Origin of the sequence: Streptomyces sp. NBC_00989 (genome assembly GCF_045162655.1) — a bacterium.
In the GTDB taxonomy this organism is placed as follows: domain Bacteria; phylum Actinomycetota; class Actinomycetes; order Streptomycetales; family Streptomycetaceae; genus Streptomyces.
Genome location: NZ_CP108728.1, coordinates 3,396,153 through 3,415,224, shown reverse-complemented (window position 1 = coordinate 3,415,224; position 19,072 = coordinate 3,396,153). Strand labels below are relative to the sequence as shown.

Annotated in this window: 16 protein-coding genes; 10 read left to right on the top strand and 6 right to left on the bottom strand. The window is 71.1% G+C overall.

The window, feature by feature from the left end:
- Positions 1-34: 34 nt before the first annotated feature.
- On the top strand, positions 35-433 hold the full coding sequence (locus tag OG714_RS14615; protein ID WP_200678990.1) for an OB-fold nucleic acid binding domain-containing protein: 399 nt from the start codon (positions 35-37) through the stop codon (positions 431-433).
- 3 nt (positions 434-436) lie between these two features.
- Positions 437-1,216 (top strand): DUF3159 domain-containing protein, encoded by a 780-nt coding sequence (locus OG714_RS14610; RefSeq protein WP_406121200.1) that lies wholly within the window; start codon positions 437-439, stop codon positions 1,214-1,216.
- A 71-nt stretch (positions 1,217-1,287) separates the two neighbouring features.
- On the opposite strand, the gene OG714_RS14605 is transcribed toward OG714_RS14610, so the two are convergent.
- Entirely contained in the window at positions 1,288-1,965 is a 678-nt protein-coding gene (locus tag OG714_RS14605; RefSeq protein WP_019061074.1) for a TrkA family potassium uptake protein, read from the bottom strand.
- Complete coding sequence (locus tag OG714_RS14600; RefSeq protein WP_406121198.1) at positions 1,965-2,636, bottom strand: potassium channel family protein; 672 nt, start codon at positions 2,634-2,636, stop codon at positions 1,965-1,967. The genes OG714_RS14605 and OG714_RS14600 overlap by 1 nt, the downstream gene beginning before the upstream one ends.
- A 370-nt stretch (positions 2,637-3,006) precedes the next feature.
- Here OG714_RS14600 and OG714_RS14595 point away from each other — a divergent pair, with 370 nt between their 5' ends.
- The 3 genes from OG714_RS14595 (at position 3,007) to OG714_RS14585 (ending at position 8,078) form a co-directional block, all read left to right on the top strand.
- Positions 3,007-5,055 carry an APC family permease gene (locus OG714_RS14595; RefSeq protein ID WP_406121196.1) on the top strand — a complete coding sequence of 683 codons (2,049 nt, stop codon included), beginning with the start codon at positions 3,007-3,009 and terminating at the stop codon, positions 5,053-5,055.
- 99 nt (positions 5,056-5,154) lie between these two features.
- Positions 5,155-6,483, top strand: coding sequence for a class I SAM-dependent RNA methyltransferase (locus tag OG714_RS14590; RefSeq protein WP_406121194.1), 1,329 nt, complete (start codon positions 5,155-5,157; stop codon positions 6,481-6,483).
- A gap of 128 nt (positions 6,484-6,611) precedes the next feature.
- Positions 6,612-8,078 (top strand): WGR domain-containing protein, encoded by a 1,467-nt coding sequence (locus tag OG714_RS14585; RefSeq protein WP_406121192.1) that lies wholly within the window; start codon positions 6,612-6,614, stop codon positions 8,076-8,078.
- Positions 8,079-8,285: 207 nt separating this feature from the next.
- Here the strand turns inward: OG714_RS14585 and OG714_RS14580 are convergent, their stop codons facing one another.
- Complete coding sequence (locus OG714_RS14580; protein ID WP_406121190.1) at positions 8,286-8,753, bottom strand: RICIN domain-containing protein; 468 nt, start codon at positions 8,751-8,753, stop codon at positions 8,286-8,288.
- A 148-nt stretch (positions 8,754-8,901) separates the two neighbouring features.
- On the opposite strand from OG714_RS14580, the gene OG714_RS14575 reads away from it, so the two are divergent.
- On the top strand, positions 8,902-12,684 hold the full coding sequence (locus OG714_RS14575; protein WP_406121188.1) for a hypothetical protein: 3,783 nt from the start codon (positions 8,902-8,904) through the stop codon (positions 12,682-12,684).
- Positions 12,685-12,758: 74 nt separating this feature from the next.
- Here OG714_RS14575 and OG714_RS14570 read toward each other — a convergent pair whose 3' ends face one another.
- Positions 12,759-13,412 carry a TetR/AcrR family transcriptional regulator gene (locus OG714_RS14570; RefSeq protein ID WP_406121186.1) on the bottom strand — a complete coding sequence of 218 codons (654 nt, stop codon included), beginning with the start codon at positions 13,410-13,412 and terminating at the stop codon, positions 12,759-12,761.
- Positions 13,409-14,092: a DUF998 domain-containing protein gene (locus tag OG714_RS14565; protein ID WP_406121185.1), complete on the bottom strand. Its 684-nt coding sequence runs from the start codon at positions 14,090-14,092 to the stop codon at positions 13,409-13,411. The genes OG714_RS14570 and OG714_RS14565 overlap by 4 nt, the downstream gene beginning before the upstream one ends.
- A gap of 176 nt (positions 14,093-14,268) precedes the next feature.
- Between OG714_RS14565 and OG714_RS14560 the strand changes: the two genes are divergently transcribed.
- From OG714_RS14560 to OG714_RS14545, 4 genes are all read left to right on the top strand, one after another.
- Positions 14,269-14,868, top strand: a complete 600-nt coding sequence (locus tag OG714_RS14560; protein WP_406121184.1) for a hypothetical protein — start codon at positions 14,269-14,271, stop codon at positions 14,866-14,868.
- Between the two features lie 99 nt (positions 14,869-14,967).
- Positions 14,968-15,660: an alpha/beta fold hydrolase gene (locus OG714_RS14555; protein WP_406121182.1), complete on the top strand. Its 693-nt coding sequence runs from the start codon at positions 14,968-14,970 to the stop codon at positions 15,658-15,660.
- 242 nt (positions 15,661-15,902) lie between these two features.
- Positions 15,903-17,291, top strand: a complete 1,389-nt coding sequence (locus OG714_RS14550; protein WP_406121181.1) for a carotenoid oxygenase family protein — start codon at positions 15,903-15,905, stop codon at positions 17,289-17,291.
- 220 nt (positions 17,292-17,511) lie between these two features.
- A complete protein-coding gene (locus OG714_RS14545; protein WP_406121179.1) occupies positions 17,512-18,450 on the top strand; it encodes an RNA polymerase sigma factor in 939 nt (312 codons plus the stop codon).
- 8 nt (positions 18,451-18,458) lie between these two features.
- On the opposite strand, the gene OG714_RS14540 is transcribed toward OG714_RS14545, so the two are convergent.
- Entirely contained in the window at positions 18,459-19,055 is a 597-nt protein-coding gene (locus tag OG714_RS14540; protein ID WP_406121177.1) for a cysteine hydrolase family protein, read from the bottom strand.
- Positions 19,056-19,072: the final 17 nt, after the last annotated feature.

Below are 19,072 nucleotides of genomic sequence, written 5' to 3'. Positions count from 1 at the left end.
CGTCGCTGTCGGTGGACCCCGGTACGCTTCAGATATGAGCGCTGTCCCTCGTTCCGAAAAGCCGGCCGGAAGGTTCCGGCGGATGCTCGACCGGCTCTCCACCTCGCAGGAGGACCTGGAGTCGGAGGAGCTGCGTGAGGACGCCGAGACCGAGGGCTGTGTCCGGATCGGCGACTGCCACGACCGACAGATCGTGACGGTTACTGGTACGTTGCGCACGGTCACGCTGCGCCCCCGGGCGGGAGTTCCGGCCCTGGAGGCCGAGCTGTTCGACGGTTCGGCCGCCCTTGACGTGGTGTGGCTCGGCAGGCGCTCCATCGTGGGGATAGAACCGGGGCGCAAGCTGATCGCGTCCGGCCGGATCTCGATGAGCAGAGGCCGCCGGGTGCTCTTCAACCCGAAATACGAACTGAGACCCCTCGGACGGGAGTAGCCGGTGACGTCGCTCGACAAGCCGACCGCGGACACCGTGGACGCCGAAGACAGCGAGCAGGATGTCCGGGCGGTGACCGAGGCAGCCCTCTTCGAGGCGTTCGGCGGACTGCGCGGCATGATCGAAACGGTCCTGCCCGGCCTGCTCTTCGTCAGCATCTTCACCATCAACAAGAACCTGCACTGGTCGGCGATCGCCGCTCTGGCGCTTGCGCTGGCCCTGGTCGTGGTCCGGCTGGTGAGCCGGGACACCGTGAAGCACGCCTTCAGCGGCGTCTTCGGTGTCGCCTTCGGTGTCATCTTCGCGATGATGACGGGCAACGCCAAGAACTTCTATCTCCCGGGCATGCTCTACACGTTGGGGCTCGCGCTCGCGTACATCATCACGACGCTCGCGGGCGTCCCGCTGATCGGCCTGATCCTCGGCCCGGTCTTCAAGGAGAACCTCTCCTGGCGGACCCGCAACCCCGGCCGCAAGAAGGCCTACGCGAAGGCCAGTTGGGCCTGGGGCCTGATCCTGCTCGCCAAGTGCGCGATCCTCTTCCCGCTCTACTGGTGGGCCAACACCGCCCAACTCGGCTGGGTCCTGGTCGCGTTGAAGATCCCACCCTTCCTGCTCGCCGTCTGGCTGACCTGGGTCTTCCTCGCGAAGGCGCCCGCACCGATCGACGTGTTCGCCGAGATGGAGGCGGAGGAGCAGGCCGAGAAGGAACGCAAGGCTGCCGCCGAGGCCGCCGGCGAGGGACAGGACGCCACGTCGGGACGGCACCGGCGCGACGCGTAGTTCTCGGCTACGACGAGGAGGGGCGCCCTGAGATCTCAGGGCGCCCCTCCTCGTCGTAGCCGACTGGCGAATCAGCTCGCCGCGTCCTCCCGGCGTACCGACAGCAGGTCCTCCAGCTGCTCCTCGCGCGCCTGAGCCGCCACGAACAGCAGCTCGTCGCCCGCCTCCAGGGAGTCCTCCCGGGACGGGGTCAGCACGCGAGTGCCGCGGATGATTGTGACCAGGGACGTGTCCTCGGGCCACTCCACGTCACCGACCTGGGTGCCCGCCAGGGCGGACTCCTCGGGGAGGGTCAACTCGACGAGGTTGGCGTCGCCGTGGCTGAAGCGGAGGAGGCGGACGAGGTCGCCGACCGACACCGCCTCTTCGACCAGGGCCGACATCAGACGCGGGGTGGAGACGGCCACGTCGACGCCCCAGGACTCGTTGAAGAGCCACTCGTTCTTCGGGTTGTTGACGCGGGCGACGACGCGCGGGACGCCGTACTCCGTCTTGGCCAGGAGGGAGACGACGAGGTTTACCTTGTCGTCGCCCGTCGCGGCGATCACGACGTTGCAGCGCTGCAACGCCGCCTCGTCCAGGGACGTGATCTCGCAGGCGTCGGCCAGCAGCCACTCCGCCTGGGGGACCCGCTCGACCGAGATCGCGGTCGGGGCCTTGTCGATGAGAAGGATCTCGTGACCGTTCTCCAGCAGCTCTCCGGCGATCGAACGTCCGACCGCGCCGGCTCCGGCAATGGCGACCCTCATCAGTGACCGCCCTCCTCTTCGGGACCCTTGGCGAACGCCGCCTCGACCTTGTCGACCTCGTCCGTACGCATCATCACGTGCACGAGGTCGCCCTCCTGCAACACGGTCTGCGAAGAGGGCAGCATCGCCTCGCCGAGACGGGTGAGGAACGCCACGCGGACGCCCGTCTCCTCCTGCAGCTTGCTGATCCGCTGGCCGACCCAGGCGGACGAGGCATGCACCTCGGCGAGCTGGACGCCGCCGGTGGGGTCCCGCCACAGCGGCTCCGCGCCCGAGGGCAGCAGCCGGCGCAGCATCTGGTCGGCGGTCCAGCGGACCGTGGCCACGGTGGGGATGCCCAGGCGCTGGTAGACCTCGGCGCGGCGGGGATCGTAGATACGGGCCGCGACGTTCTCCACGCCGAACATCTCGCGGGCCACGCGCGCGGAGATGATGTTCGAGTTGTCACCGCTGGAGACGGCCGCGAACGCGCCCGCCTCCTCGATGCCCGCTTCGCGCAGCGTGTCCTGGTCGAAGCCGACCCCGGTGACCCGGCGGCCGCCGAATCCGGGGCCCAGCCGACGGAAGGCGGTGGGGTCCTGGTCGATCACGGCGACCGTGTGCCCCTGTTGCTCCAGGGTCTGGGCGAGAGCGGAACCCACTCTGCCGCAGCCCATGATGACGATGTGCACGACCGTCCTTCCGGTGTCCTGAAATCAATGCTCAGCCCCATCAGGGTCTCAGACCGAGGCCCAAGCTACACACGCCCGGTCCATCCACGGCACCCCTGTGCATCAGCGGCGGCCGATGCTGCGCACGCTGGCCAGGGTGAGGATTCCGAGGCCGACGAGGGCGGCCAGGGCGCCGATCAGCTCTGCGGTCGCGGGCATGGAACCTCCAGGAGGCGGCGGGAGCGGGGTTTTGTCATATAGACACGGAGTCGGCGGTCCCGACGGAATCCGCGGCTCCGCTCGTCCCTTATTTCACTCGTGAGGCAGATGACAGGGGGGAACGCGGCGGAAAGTAGAGGATCGCCTGTTCGAAGGCCTACGATCCTCTGTTGTGTCCAAACTGACCGACGTGCCCAAGCGCATCCTCATCGGGCGCGCACTGCGCAGCGACCGGTTGGGCGAAACGCTCCTGCCGAAGCGCATCGCACTTCCCGTCTTCGCCTCCGACCCGCTGTCCTCCGTGGCGTACGCGCCCGGCGAGGTGCTGCTGGTCCTCTCCATCGCGGGCGTGTCGGCGTACCACTTCAGCCCCTGGATCGCGGTCGCGGTCGTGGTGCTGATGTTCACCGTGGTCGCCTCCTACCGGCAGAACGTGCACGCCTACCCCAGCGGCGGCGGCGACTACGAGGTGGCCACCACCAACCTCGGCCCCAAGGCTGGCCTCACCGTCGCCAGCGCGCTGCTCGTCGACTACGTCCTCACCGTCGCCGTGTCGATCGCCTCCGGCATCGAGAACCTCGGCTCCGCGGTCCCCTTCGTGGTCGAGCACAAGGTGCTCTGCGCGATCGCCGTCGTGGTGCTGCTCACGCTGATGAACCTGCGCGGGGTGAAGGAGTCCGGCTCGCTGTTCGCGATCCCGACGTACGTCTTCGTCGCGGGCGTCTTCGTCATGATCGCGTGGGGCGCCTTCCGCGGACTGGTCCTCGGTGACACCATGCGCGCGCCGACCGCCCAGTACCACATCAAGGCCGAACACCAGGGCCTGGCGGGCTTCGCCCTGGTCTTCCTGATGCTGCGCGCCTTCTCCTCCGGCTGCGCCGCGCTCACCGGTGTCGAGGCGATCTCCAACGGCGTCCCGGCCTTCCGCAAGCCCAAGTCGAAGAACGCGGCGACCACCCTCGCCGCGATGGGCATCCTGGCCGTGACGATGTTCTGCGGGATCATCGCCCTCGCCATGACGACCAAGGTCCGCATGGCCGAGAACCCGGGCAGCGACCTGCTGCACAACGGCGTCGCGATCGGCTCCGGCTATGTCCAGAACCCGGTGATCTCGCAGGTCGCCGAGGCCGTGTTCGGCAAGGGCAGCTTCCTGTTCGTCGTGCTGGCCGCGGCCACCGCGCTGGTCCTGTTCCTGGCCGCCAACACGGCGTACAACGGCTTCCCGCTGCTCGGCTCGATCCTCGCCCAGGACCGCTACCTCCCGCGCCAGCTGCACACCCGCGGCGACCGCCTGGCCTTCTCCAACGGCATCGTGCTGCTCGCCGGCACGGCCGCACTGCTGCTGGCGATCTATGGCGCCGACTCGACCCGGCTGATCCAGCTGTACATCGTGGGTGTGTTCGTCTCCTTCACCCTCAGCCAGACCGGCATGGTCCGGCACTGGAACCGCCACCTGGCCACCGAGAAGGACCAGGCCAAGCGCCGCCACATGGTCCGCTCGCGCGCGATCAACACGTTCGGCGCGTTCTTCACCGGCCTGGTGCTGGTCGTCGTCCTGGTCACGAAGTTCACGCACGGCGCCTGGGTGGCACTGCTCGGCATGTGCATCTTCTACGCGACGATGACCGCGATCCGTAAGCACTACGACCGGGTCGCCGAGGAGATCGCGGCCCCCGAGGGCCCGAGCGACGACAGCCTCCGGCCGTCCCGCGTCCACTCGGTCGTCCTCATCTCCAAGATCCACCGCCCGGCGCTACGGGCCCTGGCCTACGCCAAGTTGATGCGCTCGGACACCCTGGAGGCGCTCAGCGTCAACGTCGACCCGGCGGAGACCAAGGCGCTGCGCGAGGAGTGGGAGCGGCGCGGGATCGACGTACCGCTGAAGGTGCTGGACTCGCCGTACCGGGAGATCACGCGGCCGATCATCGAGTACGTGAAGGGGCGGCGGAAGGAGTCGCCGCGGGACGTGGTGTCCGTGATCATCCCCGAGTACGTCGTCGGTCACTGGTACGAGCATCTGCTGCACAACCAGAGCGCGTTGAGGCTGAAGGGCCGGCTGCTGTTCACGCCGGGCGTGATGGTGACGTCGGTGCCGTACCAGCTGGAGTCCTCCGAGGCGGCCAAGAACCGGGCGCGGAAGCGGCAGGAGTGGAGCGCGCCGGGTGCGGTGCGGCGAGGTCCGGCGGAGGAGCGGCACCGGGAGTCCTCGACCAAGCTCTAGGGCCGGCCGCTTCGTGGTGAGCGGCTGGGCGGGGTCCACGTAGACTGGTGGGCTGTTGTCCGGCCGTACCCCCCTTTGACGTTGTGGAGTCACCCCGCCATGCAGGCAGAACCGAAGAAATCGCTGGTGGGGGAGGAGTACGAGGTCGAGGTGGGCCCCGTCGCCCATGGCGGGCACTGCATCGCCCGTACGTCCGAGGGGCAGGTGCTGTTCGTCCGGCACGCGCTGCCCGGTGAGCGCGTCGTCGCACGGGTCACCGACGGCGAGGAGGGCGCGCGGTTCCTGCGGGCCGACGCGGTGACGATCCTGGACGAGTCCAAGGACCGGGTCGAGGCGCCCTGTCCGTACGCCGGTCCCGGCCGCTGCGGCGGCTGCGACTGGCAGCACGCCAAGCCGGGCGCCCAGCGTCGCCTCAAGGGCGAGGTCATCACCGAGCAGTTGCAGCGGCTCGCGGGGCTCACGCCCGAGGAGGCCGGCTGGGACGGCACGGTGATGCCGGCCGAGGGCGACAAGCTGCCCGCGGGCCAGGTGCCGCGGTGGCGCACGCGCGTGCAGTACGCGGTGGACGTCGACGGCAACGCCGGTCTGCGCAAGCACCGTTCGCACGAGGTCGAGCCGGTCGAGCACTGCCTGATCGCGGCGCCGGGCGTCAGCGAGCTGGGCATCGAGGAGCGCGACTGGTCGGGCATGGCCTCGGTCGACGCGATCGCGGCGACGGGTTCCCAGGACCGCATGGTCATCCTGGAGCCCCGCCCCGGCGCCCGCCTCCCCCTGGTCGAACTGGAACGCCCCGTCTCCGTCATGCGCGTCGAGGAGCACGATGGCGGCATCCACCGCGTCCACGGCCGCGCGTTCGTGCGCGAGCGGGCCGACGGCCGTACGTACCGCGTCGGCAGCGGCGGCTTCTGGCAGGTCCACCCGATGGCCGCGGACACCCTCGTCAAGGCGGTCATGCAGGGCCTGCTGCCGCGCAAGGGCGACATGGCCCTCGACCTGTACTGCGGCGTCGGCCTCTTCGCCGGCGCGCTGGCCGACCGCCTCGGCGACAAGGGCGCGGTCCTCGGCATCGAGTCCGGCAAGCGCGCGGTCGAGGACGCGCGGCACAACCTCGCCGGGTTCGAGCGGGTGCGGATCGAGCAGGGCAAGGTCGAGAGCGTGCTTCCGCGTACGGGGATCAGCGAGGTCGACCTGATCGTCCTCGACCCGCCGCGGGCCGGGGCCGGCAAGAAGACCGTCGAGCACCTGTCGTCCCTCGGGGCGCGGAAGATCGCGTATGTGGCTTGCGACCCGGCGGCGTTGGCCCGGGACCTGGCGTACTTCCGGGACGGTGGGTACAAGGTGCGGACGTTGCGGGCGTTCGATCTGTTCCCGATGACGCACCACGTTGAGTGCGTCGCGATCCTTGAGCCGGTCGCCAAGACCGCCTGATCTGCCGCTTGGTGCTGCGCGCGGGCTGCGCGCGGTGCCCGGAGACCTCGATGTCAGTGGTGACCACTACTTTGGAATCACTGGAGATCGGCCGGGCCGGCCGATGGGGTCTTGGGGAGGGGTGTGCTGTGTCCGCTGCGCAGACACGACAGTCGGGGAACACGACGTATCTGGAGCTGTCTCAGGAGAGCGGCGGTGCGCACAAGTTCTACGAGGTGACTGTCGAGGGGACCACCGTCTCCGTGCGGTACGGGCGGATCGGGGTGGACGGGCAGCGCCAGATCACGACCTTCCCGACCGACGAGAAGGCGAAGACCGCGGCGGCGAAGAAGATAGCCGAGAAGGTGCGCAAGGGGTACGCGCCCGCTGTTCAGGGGCAGCGGGCGGCCCGCGCGGTGACGCGTCGTCAGGTGACGTCCGCTCCGTCGACGGCGCGGTCGACGGCTCCGGTGCTGTGGCGGTTCCGTACGGGTGCCTCGGCGTTCGGCATCCATGTGGACGAGGACCGCTGCTGGGTGGGCAACCAGCACGGCAACGTCTACAACCTGAGCCACGACGGTGAGGTGCTGGCGCACTACTCGCTGCCGGACGGTGTGAAGTGCCTGGTGGCGGACGACTTCTGGATCTACGCGGGCTGTGACGACGGCCGGGTGTACGACCTGTCGTCGAAGGTGCCGTTCGCGGCCTACGACATCGCGGCCGAGGTGGACATCTTCTGGCTGGACATCCACGCGGGAGTGCTGGACGTCTCCGACCGCAACGGTGGTCTGACGGTCATCGACCACGAGGACGAGCTCCAGTGGTCGCGCAACTCGGCGGGGGACAACGCCTGGATGGTGCGGGCCGACGACCACACCGTCTACCACGGGCACAGCCAGGGCGTGACGGCGTACGCGGCGGACGGCGCCAGGCAGTTGTGGCACACCGCGACCAACGGCAATGTGCTCTTCGGCTGGCAGGAGCAGGACGCGGTCTACGCGGGGACGGGACGGCGGGTCGTCCAGCGGCTCGCGAAGTCCTCCGGGGCGATCGAGGCCTCCTACCAGTGCGACGCCGCGGTGTACTCGTGCGCCACGTCTCCCGGCGGTCGGTACGTCTTCGCGGGTGACTCGGCCTCGTCCGTCTACTGCTTCACCGCCGAGGGCACCCGGTTGTGGAAGCTCGGCACGGGGGGCGGTTCGGCGCTGTCGATGCAGTACCACGACGAGCGGCTGTACATCGTCTCCACGGACGGCTCGCTCGCCTGCATCGACGCGAGCGAGGCCGCGATCACCGCCGCTCAGTCCGGCACCGTGCCGGTCGCCGCGGATGTCAAGCTGGCGGCCGCTCTGCCGACGTACGCGCCGCTGACCACCGCCGCCTCCGTCGCCACGGTCAGTGTTGTGCCGGCGGCGGGAAGCGGAGTCGTCGTGGAGTGCTTCGAGCAGGGAGGCCGGGTGCGGGTGCACGTGGTCTCCGAGGGTTATGAGCGGGGGTGGAACGTCCAGTTCCCGCGTGCGATACGTGAGCCCGGCGCGCGTTATGTCGTGGACGCGTTGCATTCCACCTCGGGTGGCTTCTACCGGGTGCGCGGGGAGATCCGGCGTCTGGTGTGACAGGGCCCGGTGCCCCGTCCGGGTGACGGCGGGCCGTTCCGTCCCGGCCGTCGGCCGCGGTGCGCGAGTCTCGTCCCAGTCGGACGTCCTTCCGTCCGGGGGCAGTCGTGGAGGTGGGGGTTGGCTCGTCGGGCCGTGGTGCGCGATCCACGCGCGTGCGTGACCGCGGCCCGGCCCGGCACATCGTGTGCCGGGCCGGGCCGCGGTTCAGAAGTCCCAGCTCTGACTCCTCGCTCCGTTGCAGCTCCAGCTCACCAGGAGCTGGCCGTTCTCAGGCCGGCCGGCCAGGATGTCGAGGCACTTGCCGTTCATCCGGCTGCGGATCGCGCCGCCGTCGCGGTACCACTTCTGGTTGGTGCCGCCGGTGCAGTCCCACGTGCTCACCGATCCCTGGTCACCGGGATTGAACGCGTAGATCTCCAGACACTTCCCGTTCATGCCCGAACGGATCTGCTCGCCGTCCCAGCTCCACTGCTGGTTGGTGTTGCCGGTGCAGTCCCACGTCACGGTGGAGGCGCCGTTCTCGTTGTGGAACATGAAGATGTCGGCGCACCTCCCGTTCAGGTCGGACTTGAGCAGCGGTGCCGCGGCGTGTGCCGGCGGTGCCGTCACGGCACCGCCGAGCGCGAGCCCGATCGCCGCCAGCAGCGGCACCAGTCGTTTCGCAGCCTTCATGTCGTCCCACCACAGAGCCGGTGCGCGGTTGCGCTGCCCCATGGCTACCGGCCGGGCGTTGTCCGGCGCCGGGCCGGCGCCGCCGGACATCAACCGCCGGACAACCACCGGGCGGTACGGCTGCCGAGAGGCACGGGGGAGGAAGGGCATGCCACGCGCCGAACGGCCGCTTGACCTGGACACCGGTCCGCTGACGCGCTTCGCGGCCGACCTGCGGAAGCTGCGCGAGGCGGCGGGACGGCCGCCCTACCGGACGATGGCCAAGAGGGCGCACTACTCGTCCACGACACTGTCCGACGCCGCGGGCGGACGCGCGTTTCCGAGCCTCAGCGTCACGCTCGCCTATGTCGAGGCACGCCAGGGCGACCGCCGCGTATGGGAGTCCCGCTGGCACGCGGTCGCCGCCGAGCTCGCCGCCGACGCGCAGGGTGAGGGGCCCGGGGAATCCAGCGGGAAGAGCACGCCGTACGCGGGGCTGTCGGCGTTCCAGCCGGAGGACGCCGACCGGTTCTTCGGGCGGGAGCGGCTGACCGACGAGGTGCTCGCGCGCGTGCGCGACCGCCGGTTCCTGGCGGTCTTCGGGCCGTCCGGATCGGGGAAGTCCTCGCTGCTGCGGGCGGGGCTCGTCGCCCGGGCGCGGGCAGCGGGGTGGCAGGCGATGCTCCTCACGCCGGGCCCCCATCCGGTGGAAGAGCTCGCGGTCCGACTGGCCGCGCTGACGGGAGAGGCCCCCGGCGCGCTGCTGACCGAGCTGCGCGCCGACCCCGAGGCGCTGCACCTGCGGATCCGGCAGGCCACGCCCGACCGTGCGCCGGACGTCGACACCCTGATCGTGGCCGACCAGTTCGAGGAGGTCTTCACCCTCTGCCGGGACCGGGCCGAACGGGACGCGTTCATCGGCCTGTTGACCGCCGCCACCACCGCGAGGACCAGCCGGACCCGGGTGGTGCTCGGCGTGCGCGCCGATTTCTACGGCCACTGCGTCCAGGATCCCCGGCTGGTCGAGGCGATGCGCGACGCGCAGCTCGCCGTCGGCCCGATGAGCAGCCAGGAACTGCGCGAGGCGATCACCCGGCCGGCCGGGCTCGCCGGCTGCACGGTGACCGGCCCGCTGCTGGCGGCGGTGGTCGCGGACGCCACCGGCCAGCCAGGCGCGTTGCCGCTGGTCTCGCACGCGATGGTGGAGACCTGGCGCCGCCGCAGCGGCAACCGTCTGACCCTGGACGGGTACCTGGCGGCCGGTGGCATCCAGCACGCGCTCGCGCGGACCGCCGAGACCGCCTACCGGGCCTTGTCCCCGGTGCAGCAGACCATCGCCAGATCGCTGTTCCTGCGGCTGACGGCCCTCGGCGACGGCACCGAGGACACCCGACGCCGCATCACCCCGGACGAGCTGGACCCGGGCCCCGACACCGCCTTCGTCCTCGAATCCCTCGCCAGGCAACGGCTGGTGACGCTGGACGAGAGCTGTGTGGAGATCACCCACGAGGCGATCATCCGGTGCTGGCCGAGGCTGCGCGGCTGGCTGACCGAGGACCGGGAGCGGCTGCTCCTGCACCGGCAGCTGACCGACGCGACCGCCGGCTGGGAGGCGCAGGGCCGCGACCCGCACGCCGTGTGGCGAGGGGCCCGCCTCGCCGCGGCACTGGACCTGGCCGCCGCGGACGGCGACCGGCTGACGTCCAGGGAACGGAGCTTCCTCGCCGCGAGCAGGGACGCGCAGGCCGGCGAGACGGCGGCGGTCAGACGACGGACCGTCCGCCTGCGGCAGCTCGTGACGCTGCTCACCGTCCTGATGGTCACCGCGGTCGGCGCGGGCGTACTGGCCGTCGGCTCGCGCAACTCGGCCGTCCAGCAGCGCAATGTGGCCGTCGCACGGAAGGCCGCCACGGACGCGGCCGAGGTACGGCGGCACGACCCCGCGCTCGCCGCGCAGCTGAACCTCGCCGCGTACCGGCTGGCGCCCACGGCCGATGTCCGCGATCAGCTCATGAGCAGCGGCGCGACGCCGTACACGAGCCGGCTCACCGGGCACACCTCCGACGTGGTCTCGATCTCCTTCGCTCCGCGCGGCACGGTTCTGGCGACGGCGAGTTGGGACCGCACGGTCCGCCTGTGGGACGTCGGCAACGCCCACCGTCCCGTCCAACTGGCGGTCCTGCACGAGCCCTTGAGGCTGTGGTCGGTCGCGTTCGGGCAGGGCGGTCGCGTCCTGGCGGCGGCGAGCGAGGGGGCGGTGCGGCTGTGGGACGTGGTGGACCGGCGGGCGCCCGTCGAGCTGAGCACCCTGCCGGAACAGCGGGCCGCGCCGACATGGGTGGCGTTCCGGCCCGACGGGGACGTCGTCGCCACTGGTCACACCGACGGCACGACGCGGCTGTGGAACGTGACGGATCCCCGGCATCCGCGGCGGCTGGCCACTCTCAACGGCCATACCGCCGCGGTCACTTCGGCGGCGTTCAGCCCGGACGGCCACACCCTGGCGACCACCGGCGACACCACCGCCCGGCTGTGGGACGTCACCGAGCCCGCGCGTCCCCGCCGGCTCGACGTGCTGCGCGGACACACCGACACGGTGACCTCGGTGGCGTTCGCTCCGGACGGCCGGACCGTGGCGACCGGCAGCTGGGATCACACCGCACGGGTCTGGCGCCTGGGCAGCGGCCGGCGGACACCACCACCGGCCGTCCTGCTCGGCCATCCCGCGATCGTCTGGTCGGTGGCGTTCGACCCCGACGGCCGGACACTCGCCTCGATCGGCGGCTCCACCCTCTTCTGGGACATCACCGACCCGGCACACCCCAGGCACGTCAGCACGGTTCCCGGCGGGGCCTACCAGGCCGCGTTCAGCCCGGACGGCCGCGTGCTCGCCGACTCCGACCGGCTGCTGGACCGGCGGGACCTGTCGCTGGGGACCCACGACGACGTGGTCACGTCCGTCGCGTTCGCACCTGGCGGCCGCGTACTCGCCAGCGGCAGCTGGGACGGCACCGCACGGCTGTGGCAGGTCACCGGCGGCCGGGCCCTGTGGCCGCTGGCGGTCCTGCGCGGGCACACCGGGTTCGTCCGCTCCGTGGCCTTCAGTCCGGACGGGCGCACCCTCGTCACCGCCGCCGAGGACACGACCGTACGCGTCTGGGACGTGACCGAACCGCGAAGACCGCGGCTCACGTCGATCCTCCCGTGCCACGCCGGTGAGGTCGCCGGCGCCGGGTTCGGGCCCGACGGCCATGTGCTGGCCGTGTGGGCACAACAAGGCGCCGGGCTATGGGACTTGACCGATCCGCGCGATCCCCGGCCCCTGAGCCGGATCGTCCGGGGCGGGCCGGGCGTCACGATGATGTCGTTCCGGCCCGACGGCCGCACGCTGGTGACGAGCACGGGGGAGTCCGGGTCGCTGCGGTTCTGGGACATCGGCGAGCCGCGCAGCCCCCGCGAACTTCCGTCCCCGTACCGTTCCGCCCCGCTGACCGACGGCATGTTCAGCCCCGACGACCGGAGCCTGGCCGCGGTCCACCGGCCGGACCGGACGGTCTGGCTGATCGACGTCGGCGACAACGGCCGCCCGCGCAAGGCGGTACGGCGGCTGCGGGCGTCCGGCTCCTGGCTCTACGCGCTGGCCTTCTCCGCGGACGGCCGTCGACTGGCGGTCGGCGCAGCGGACGGCAAGATCCTGCTGTGGGACGTGCGGGGTACGGCCGCGCCCACCGTCCTCACCGGCCACGCGAGTCAGGTACCGGCCGTGGCGTTCGGCCCGCACGGCGACACCCTGGCCACCGGGGGCAACGACTTCACCGTCCGGCTGTGGGACACCCGCCTGGACAGCGTCGCCGCCCGGGTCTGCGCCAGCGCGTACCCACGCATCACCAGGCCCGAATGGGCACGGTACTTCCCTACGGCGGACTTCGCCCCGCCCTGCCCCGCCACGTGATGTCGTCCGTCCCGCGCACGTGGGCGTCCCCGCACCGGCTGCCACGGACGCTCGACGGAGGCTTCCCCGGTGCGCTACCCCTGCCCGCCCAACGGCTTCGGCCAGCTGTCCAGCAACTGCTCGTCCGTCAACGCCGACGTACGGTCCACGGTCGCCCCCGCCAGGCCGAACCCCACCATCAGCACCTCCGCGTACCGGCGCCAGGCGTCCGGGGCGACGTCGTGCGTGCGGTCGGCGACCGCGCCGATCATGTAGAGGAAGGCATACACGTCGGCGCTGGCGAAGTCCTCGCGGACCGCGCCCGCACGCACCGCTCGTTCCGCGAGGCCGTCCACGAGGCGGCCCAGTTGGTCGCGGGTGCGGGCGACGGGGCCCGTGTCGACGCTCGCGTTGGCCAGGATGACCTCCAGGGCGCGGTCCTCGGACCGCCACCGTGCCGCCGCCAGCAGGTAGTGCCGTAGCGCCTGGGCCGGGTCCGGCAGTTCCGCGGCTGTGGCCGCCAGGTCCAGGAACACCGCGAAGCGCTCCGTGAACAGGGCGTCCACCAGGGACTGGAGGTCCGGGAAGCGGCGGTAGACCGTGCCTACGCCGATACCCGCCTCGCGGGCGATCTCGTTGAGGGGGACCGTGGCCCCCCGCCGGGCGAACAGGCGGTCGGCCGTCGTCATGATCAGGCGGCGGTTTCGTTCCGCGTCCGCTCGCAGCGGGCGGTGCGTATCGGAGGTCACGCCGGGACATTCTCCGGCATCTTCGCCCCGGCGGGCCGGCGCACCTGGCTGACCAGGAGGGACACGCCCGTCACGACGCTCCACAGCAGCCACGAATAGACACCGCCCCGCTCGAAGATGCCGGCGGTGCTCGTCGAGACGCCCACGCCCGCCTCGCTCAGCAGGCCCAGCGTGCCGACCGCGACGCTGAACACGCGGTACGCGTACGGCAGTTGGAGGCTCCGCAGCGAGCCCGCCATGATCACGATCGTGTTCGCGCACAGGATGGCGACCGACGCGCCCCCGACGTGCAGCGCCAGGCCGTAGCCCGGGCCGTTCGCGGAGCCGTGGAACACGCCGATCAGCAGGAAGCCCACCGTGTGCGCGCCCGCGAGGGCGATCACGACGCGGCGCGCGCGGCCCGTGAGCAGGGGGACCGCCAGCAGGATCACCCCGGCGGCGAACAGGATGCCCTGGACGACGAACGACGTGTTCATCAGCGTGTGATCCGGCGAACAGATGGTGCGGCCCTGGAACTTCGTGCCGCAGCCCGTGACGCCCAGGTCGCTGATGTAGTTCGTGGCGTAGCTGTAGGCCGGGGTGGTCCAGGCGCCCGCGGCGACCGCCTCGGACACCACCCACTGCACCGCGTTCAGCACCAGGACGGCGGCTCCCAGCGGCAGCCAGATCTTGCGTGACATCGGACCTCCTCTCGACAGGTCATGCTCACCACCCTACATTAAGCGGATAGATTCATCCGCTTAATGGTGGCGAGCGTGCACCGGCCGCGTGACGAGCGTCACATTGCAAGGTTCGAACTCCGTGGGCCGCCGTGCATCTAGTCGGCGTCCACTACCCTCCACCGAGGAAACAACCAATGTTGGCTTATCTGCCCGGATTCGCCCCCTGGATCGTCGCCGGCGTCCTCTCGTCCTTCGACTGGCGCTGGGGCGCGCTCGGCGGTCTCGTCACGGGGCTGCTGATGATGCTGAACGACCGTCGGCGCGGGATCGGCTTCGACGCGCTGGTCCTGGAGATCAGCACCCTCGCGTACTTCGTCGTGATCGGCGCCGTCTCCGTCGCCCGGCCGGACTCCTCGCTGGCCGGCCACACCGACGTCATCTCGTTCGTCTGGCTGGCCGCCACCGCGTGGGGGAGCCTGGTGGTCTGGAGCCCCTTCACGCTGGGGATCGCCAAGCGGCAGACCCCCCGCGAGTACTGGGACACGCCGGGGTTCCTCCAGGTCAACAACTACATCACCAGCGCCTGGGGAGCCGGCTTCACCTTCATCGCCGTCAGCCTGGCCGTCGCGGGCGCGGTGGACGCCCCGGCCTGGGTGGGCATCACCGCCCACGTCGTCGGACTGGTCGCCCCCGCCGTCTACACGAAGGTCTATCCCGCCCGTGTCCAGGCGCGCCTCATGGCCCTGGCGCAGGCACCCGGGGAGACCCAGCCGTCGGTGCGGGCCGTCCAGTGACGGCCGTACCCGTCCCGCGACTTCCCTGACCTCCCGGCACCGGAGCACGCACCCCACATCGGCACCAAAGCACTCACCCCACAAAGGAGTTGGCGCATCGTGAGCATCGCAAAGAACATCGTTCTCGTGCACGGCGGATTCGTCGACGGATCGGGCTGGCGGGGCGTCTACGACGCGCTCCGCGCCGACGGCCACCACGTGAGCGTCGTCCAGAACCCCACACTGTCGCTCGAGGGCGACGTCGCCACGACCAAACGGGTCCTCGACGCCCAGGACGGCCCGACCGTACTCGTCGGACACTCCTACGGCGGCGCGGTGATCTCCGAGGCCGGCACCCACGAGAACGTGTCGGCGCTCGTGTACATCGCGGCGTTCGCGCCCGACAAGGGTGAGTCGGTGAACACCCTCATCGCCGACCCGCCGCCCGGCGCACCCGTCCCGCCGATCCTGCCGCCCGTCGACGGGTTCCTCTTCCTCGACCGGGAGAAGTTCGCCGCGTCCTTCGCCGGTGATCTGCCCGCCGCCGACGCCCAGTTCCTCGCGGACTCCCAAGTGCCGTGGGGCGTGGAGGCGTTGGCGGGCGCGGTCACCGAGCCCGCCTGGCAGACCAGGCCGAGCTTCTACCTCGTCGCCACCGACGACCGCATGATCCCGCCGCCCGCCCAGCGCCTCATGGCCGAGCGGGCCGGAGCGACCGTGGCCGAGACCGGCGGCAGCCACGCCGTGTACGTGTCCAAGCCCGCCGAGGTCGCCGCGTTCATCAAGAGGGCGGCGTCCGGCACCACCGCGTGAGCCTTCTCCGCCGACAGCCGTGACGGCCGCGGCGCTCAGCACGGCCGCCACCAGCGCGGCGGCGGACACGCGCCATCGGTGTCCGCCGCCGCGCCCGACTCCGGCCGGGACAACGGCAGTTCGCGCGTACGACGGCCTCGCCGGCCCGTCCGACCTGCCCGGCCCGTCCGACCTGCCCGGCCCGTCCGACCTCCGGCGCGTCCAACTCGCCCTACCCCTATGACCTCTTGAAGGAAAACAGCATGACGAACGAGACACCCGTTCCCCTCTACCTCCAGGGCCGCTTCGCGCCGGTCCCCGAGGAGTACACCGCCGCCGAACTCACCGTGCGGGGCACCCTGCCGCCCGACCTGGACGGCCGCTATCTGCGCAACGGCCCCAACCCGCTGCCCGGCGAGGACCGGGGCCACTGGTTCACCGGTCCCGGCATGCTGCACGGCGTCCGGCTGCGCGGCGGCCGTGCCGAGTGGTACCGCAACAGGTGGGTCAGGACGAGGGAGTTGGAGGGGCACCCCTTCGTCCGCGAGGACTTCAGCGTCGACCTCGCCGCGGTGCCCGCCAACACCCATGTGATCCGGCACGCCGACACCGTCCTCGCCCTGTGCGAGGTGGGCCTGCCCTACTGGGTCACCCCGGAACTGGAAACCGTCGGCCCGTACGACTTCGGCGGGAAGCTGACCACCGCGATGACCGCGCACCCCAAGGAGGACCCGGTCACCGGTGAACTGCACCTGTTCGGGACCGGGTTCGCGCCGCCCTACCTCACCTACCACCGGGTCACCCCGGAGGGCGAGTTGCTCGACAGCCGGCCGATCGACGTGCCGGGGCCGACGATGATGCACGACTTCGCCATCACCGAGAACCACATCGTGTGGATGGACCTGCCCGTCGTCTTCGACCACACCCTGGCCGGCCGCGGCGGAATGCCGTACCGGTGGGCCGACGCGTACGGCGCGCGGATCGGGATCATGTCCCGTGAGCACGGGTCCACCGATGTGCAGTGGTTCGACGTCGATCCCTGCTACGTCTTCCATGTGGGCAACGCCTATGAGGACGCGCAGGGGCGTGTGGTGCTGGACGCGGTGCGCTACGACGACGCCGGTTTCCGGAAGGTCTGGGGCGACATCGGCGGACCCACCGGTCCGAGCGCGCCGAGTGTGCCGAACGGCCAGGTCGGGGTGCGCGAACCGGGGCACACCCAGGCCCCCTCCGTCCTGTACCGGTGGATCCTGGACCCGGTGGCCGGCCGGGTCTTCGAGTCCCAACTGGACGACCGCGAGGCCGAGTTCCCCACCCACAACGAGACCCTCACCGGACGGCGGAACCGCTACCTCTACACGGTCAACGGCGACGGCATCGCCAAGCACGACCTGGAGCGCCAGACCGGTGACGTCCACAAGACGCCCGGCAGCCGCTACTCCGGCGAGGCCGTCTTCGTACCGGCGTCCGACGGCACCGACGAGGACGCGGGCTGGCTCCTGTCGCTCGTCTCGGACGACGACGGCGCGGCGGGCGAGCTGCTCGTCCTCGACGCCGGTGACCTCTCCGTGCAGGCGATCGTGGAACTGCCGTACCCGGTCCCGTCCGGGTTCCACGGCAGCTGGCTGCCCGAGCCCGCCGAACAGGCCTGACCCGCCGAACAGGCCTGATGCAGGGGCGAGTTGACCGATCCGGTCGAGGGGGCCCGACGAGGAGCCGTAGCGGCGTATCTTCCTCGACAAGGGGCCCCTCGGTCCGACACGTGGGGTCCATCTCCTGTTCATCGGCGGGTGGGAGAAGTGGGGTCCGCGGAGCGCGAGCCCAACTCTCCGTAGCGGCCCGGGGCTTGTGATGTGTGCGCATGGAGGCTTCATGGTGTCCCTCGACCACCCCACGGATGAGGAACTCACCCTCAGGGCCCAGGCCGGCGAGTCCGGCGCCCTGGGGATGCTGCTGACGCGCCATCAGGCACCCATGCGCGCGGTCGCGTTGAGCCTGCTCGGCTACGGCCCCGATGCCGAGGACGCGGTGCAGGACGCCGCGCTGACCGCGCTGCGGCGCATCGGTGACGTACGGGAACCCGCGGCCGTCGGGGCGTGGTTGCGGGCGATCGTGCGCAACGCCGCCCGGATGCGGTTGCGGTCCGTCCGGGAGCTGCCCGGACTCGACGGGCTGGAGCAGTTGCGGGTGCGGGACGACGAGCCCTCGCACCCGGAGCGGTTCATTGAGCAGCACGCGATGCGGGACTGGATCTGGGACGCGGTGGAGGAACTGCCGCAGCAGCAGCGGCTGGTGCTGATGCTGCGGCACTTCAGCGGGATCACCTCGTACCAGGAGATCGCCGAGGCCTGCGAGGTACCGGTCGGCACCGTGCGCAGCCGGCTCAACCAGGCCCGGGCGAAGATGGCCAAGGTGCTGCTCTCGACCGCGGCCGGCGGCCACGACGACGCCTCCGCGCTCATCGAGGACAGCCGGCAGGAGGCCGAGGTCACGCTGGACGGCGCCATGCGCGGCCAACTGCCCTCGGAGATCCTGGAGTTGTGGCCGGCGGAGACCGAACTGGTCGGTGTCCTCAACAAGGACGGCGGACGCCGCCACCCCTTCCCGGCGATGCGGAGCACCCGGGACAAAGGAGTGACCCAGCGCCTGCGCCATGTCGTGGCCAGCCGCGACATCGCCATCTGGGAGATGGACGCCGTCACCCCGGCCGGCGTCCTGAACCCCTGCCCGCCCACCCTGGCCTGGCTGATGTTCCGGCGCGGCGGACGGGTGCAGAAGCTGCGGGTGGTCTTCCCCGGGGCACCGGCGTGAGCGCGTTGTCAGGCGGAGCGCAGCAGCTGCCGTAGACCGGTGGTGTCGATGACGTGGGCCCGGGACGGGAACACCTTCTCGACCAGCACCCGGTGGGTGTCGGCGTCGGGGTCGGCGACGCCGTCGGACAGGACGAAGACACGGTAGTCGCGGTCGGCGGCGTCGATGACGGTGGACAGGACGACCCCGCTGGTGCTGATGCCGGCGAGCACCAGGGTGTCGATGCCGCGGTCGCTCAACTGCTCGTGGAGATCGGTGGTCGAGCCCGAGCCGTAGCGGATCTTGCGGACGACGATGTCGCCGTCCTCCGGCGTGATCCGCGCGTCGATCCGGGTGGCGTCGTCCTCGTGGTGCAGCATCTTCGCCGCGGCGACCGCGCTGAAGGACTTGTTGGTCTCGGGGACCGCCGCCCAGTCGTCCTCGGTGAAGGCGACGCGGACGTAGCCGATGGCGCCGCCGGCGGCACGGACGTACGCGATGGTGTCCTTGACCCGCTCGACGAGGGCGTCGGAGTCGGGGGCGATGGGGACGATCCCGTTCTGGAAGTCCATGACCAGCAGGGCGGTGCGCTCGGGGGTGATCGTGGGGAGGGAGGGGGTGCTCACGCGGGGTTCTCCTTGGT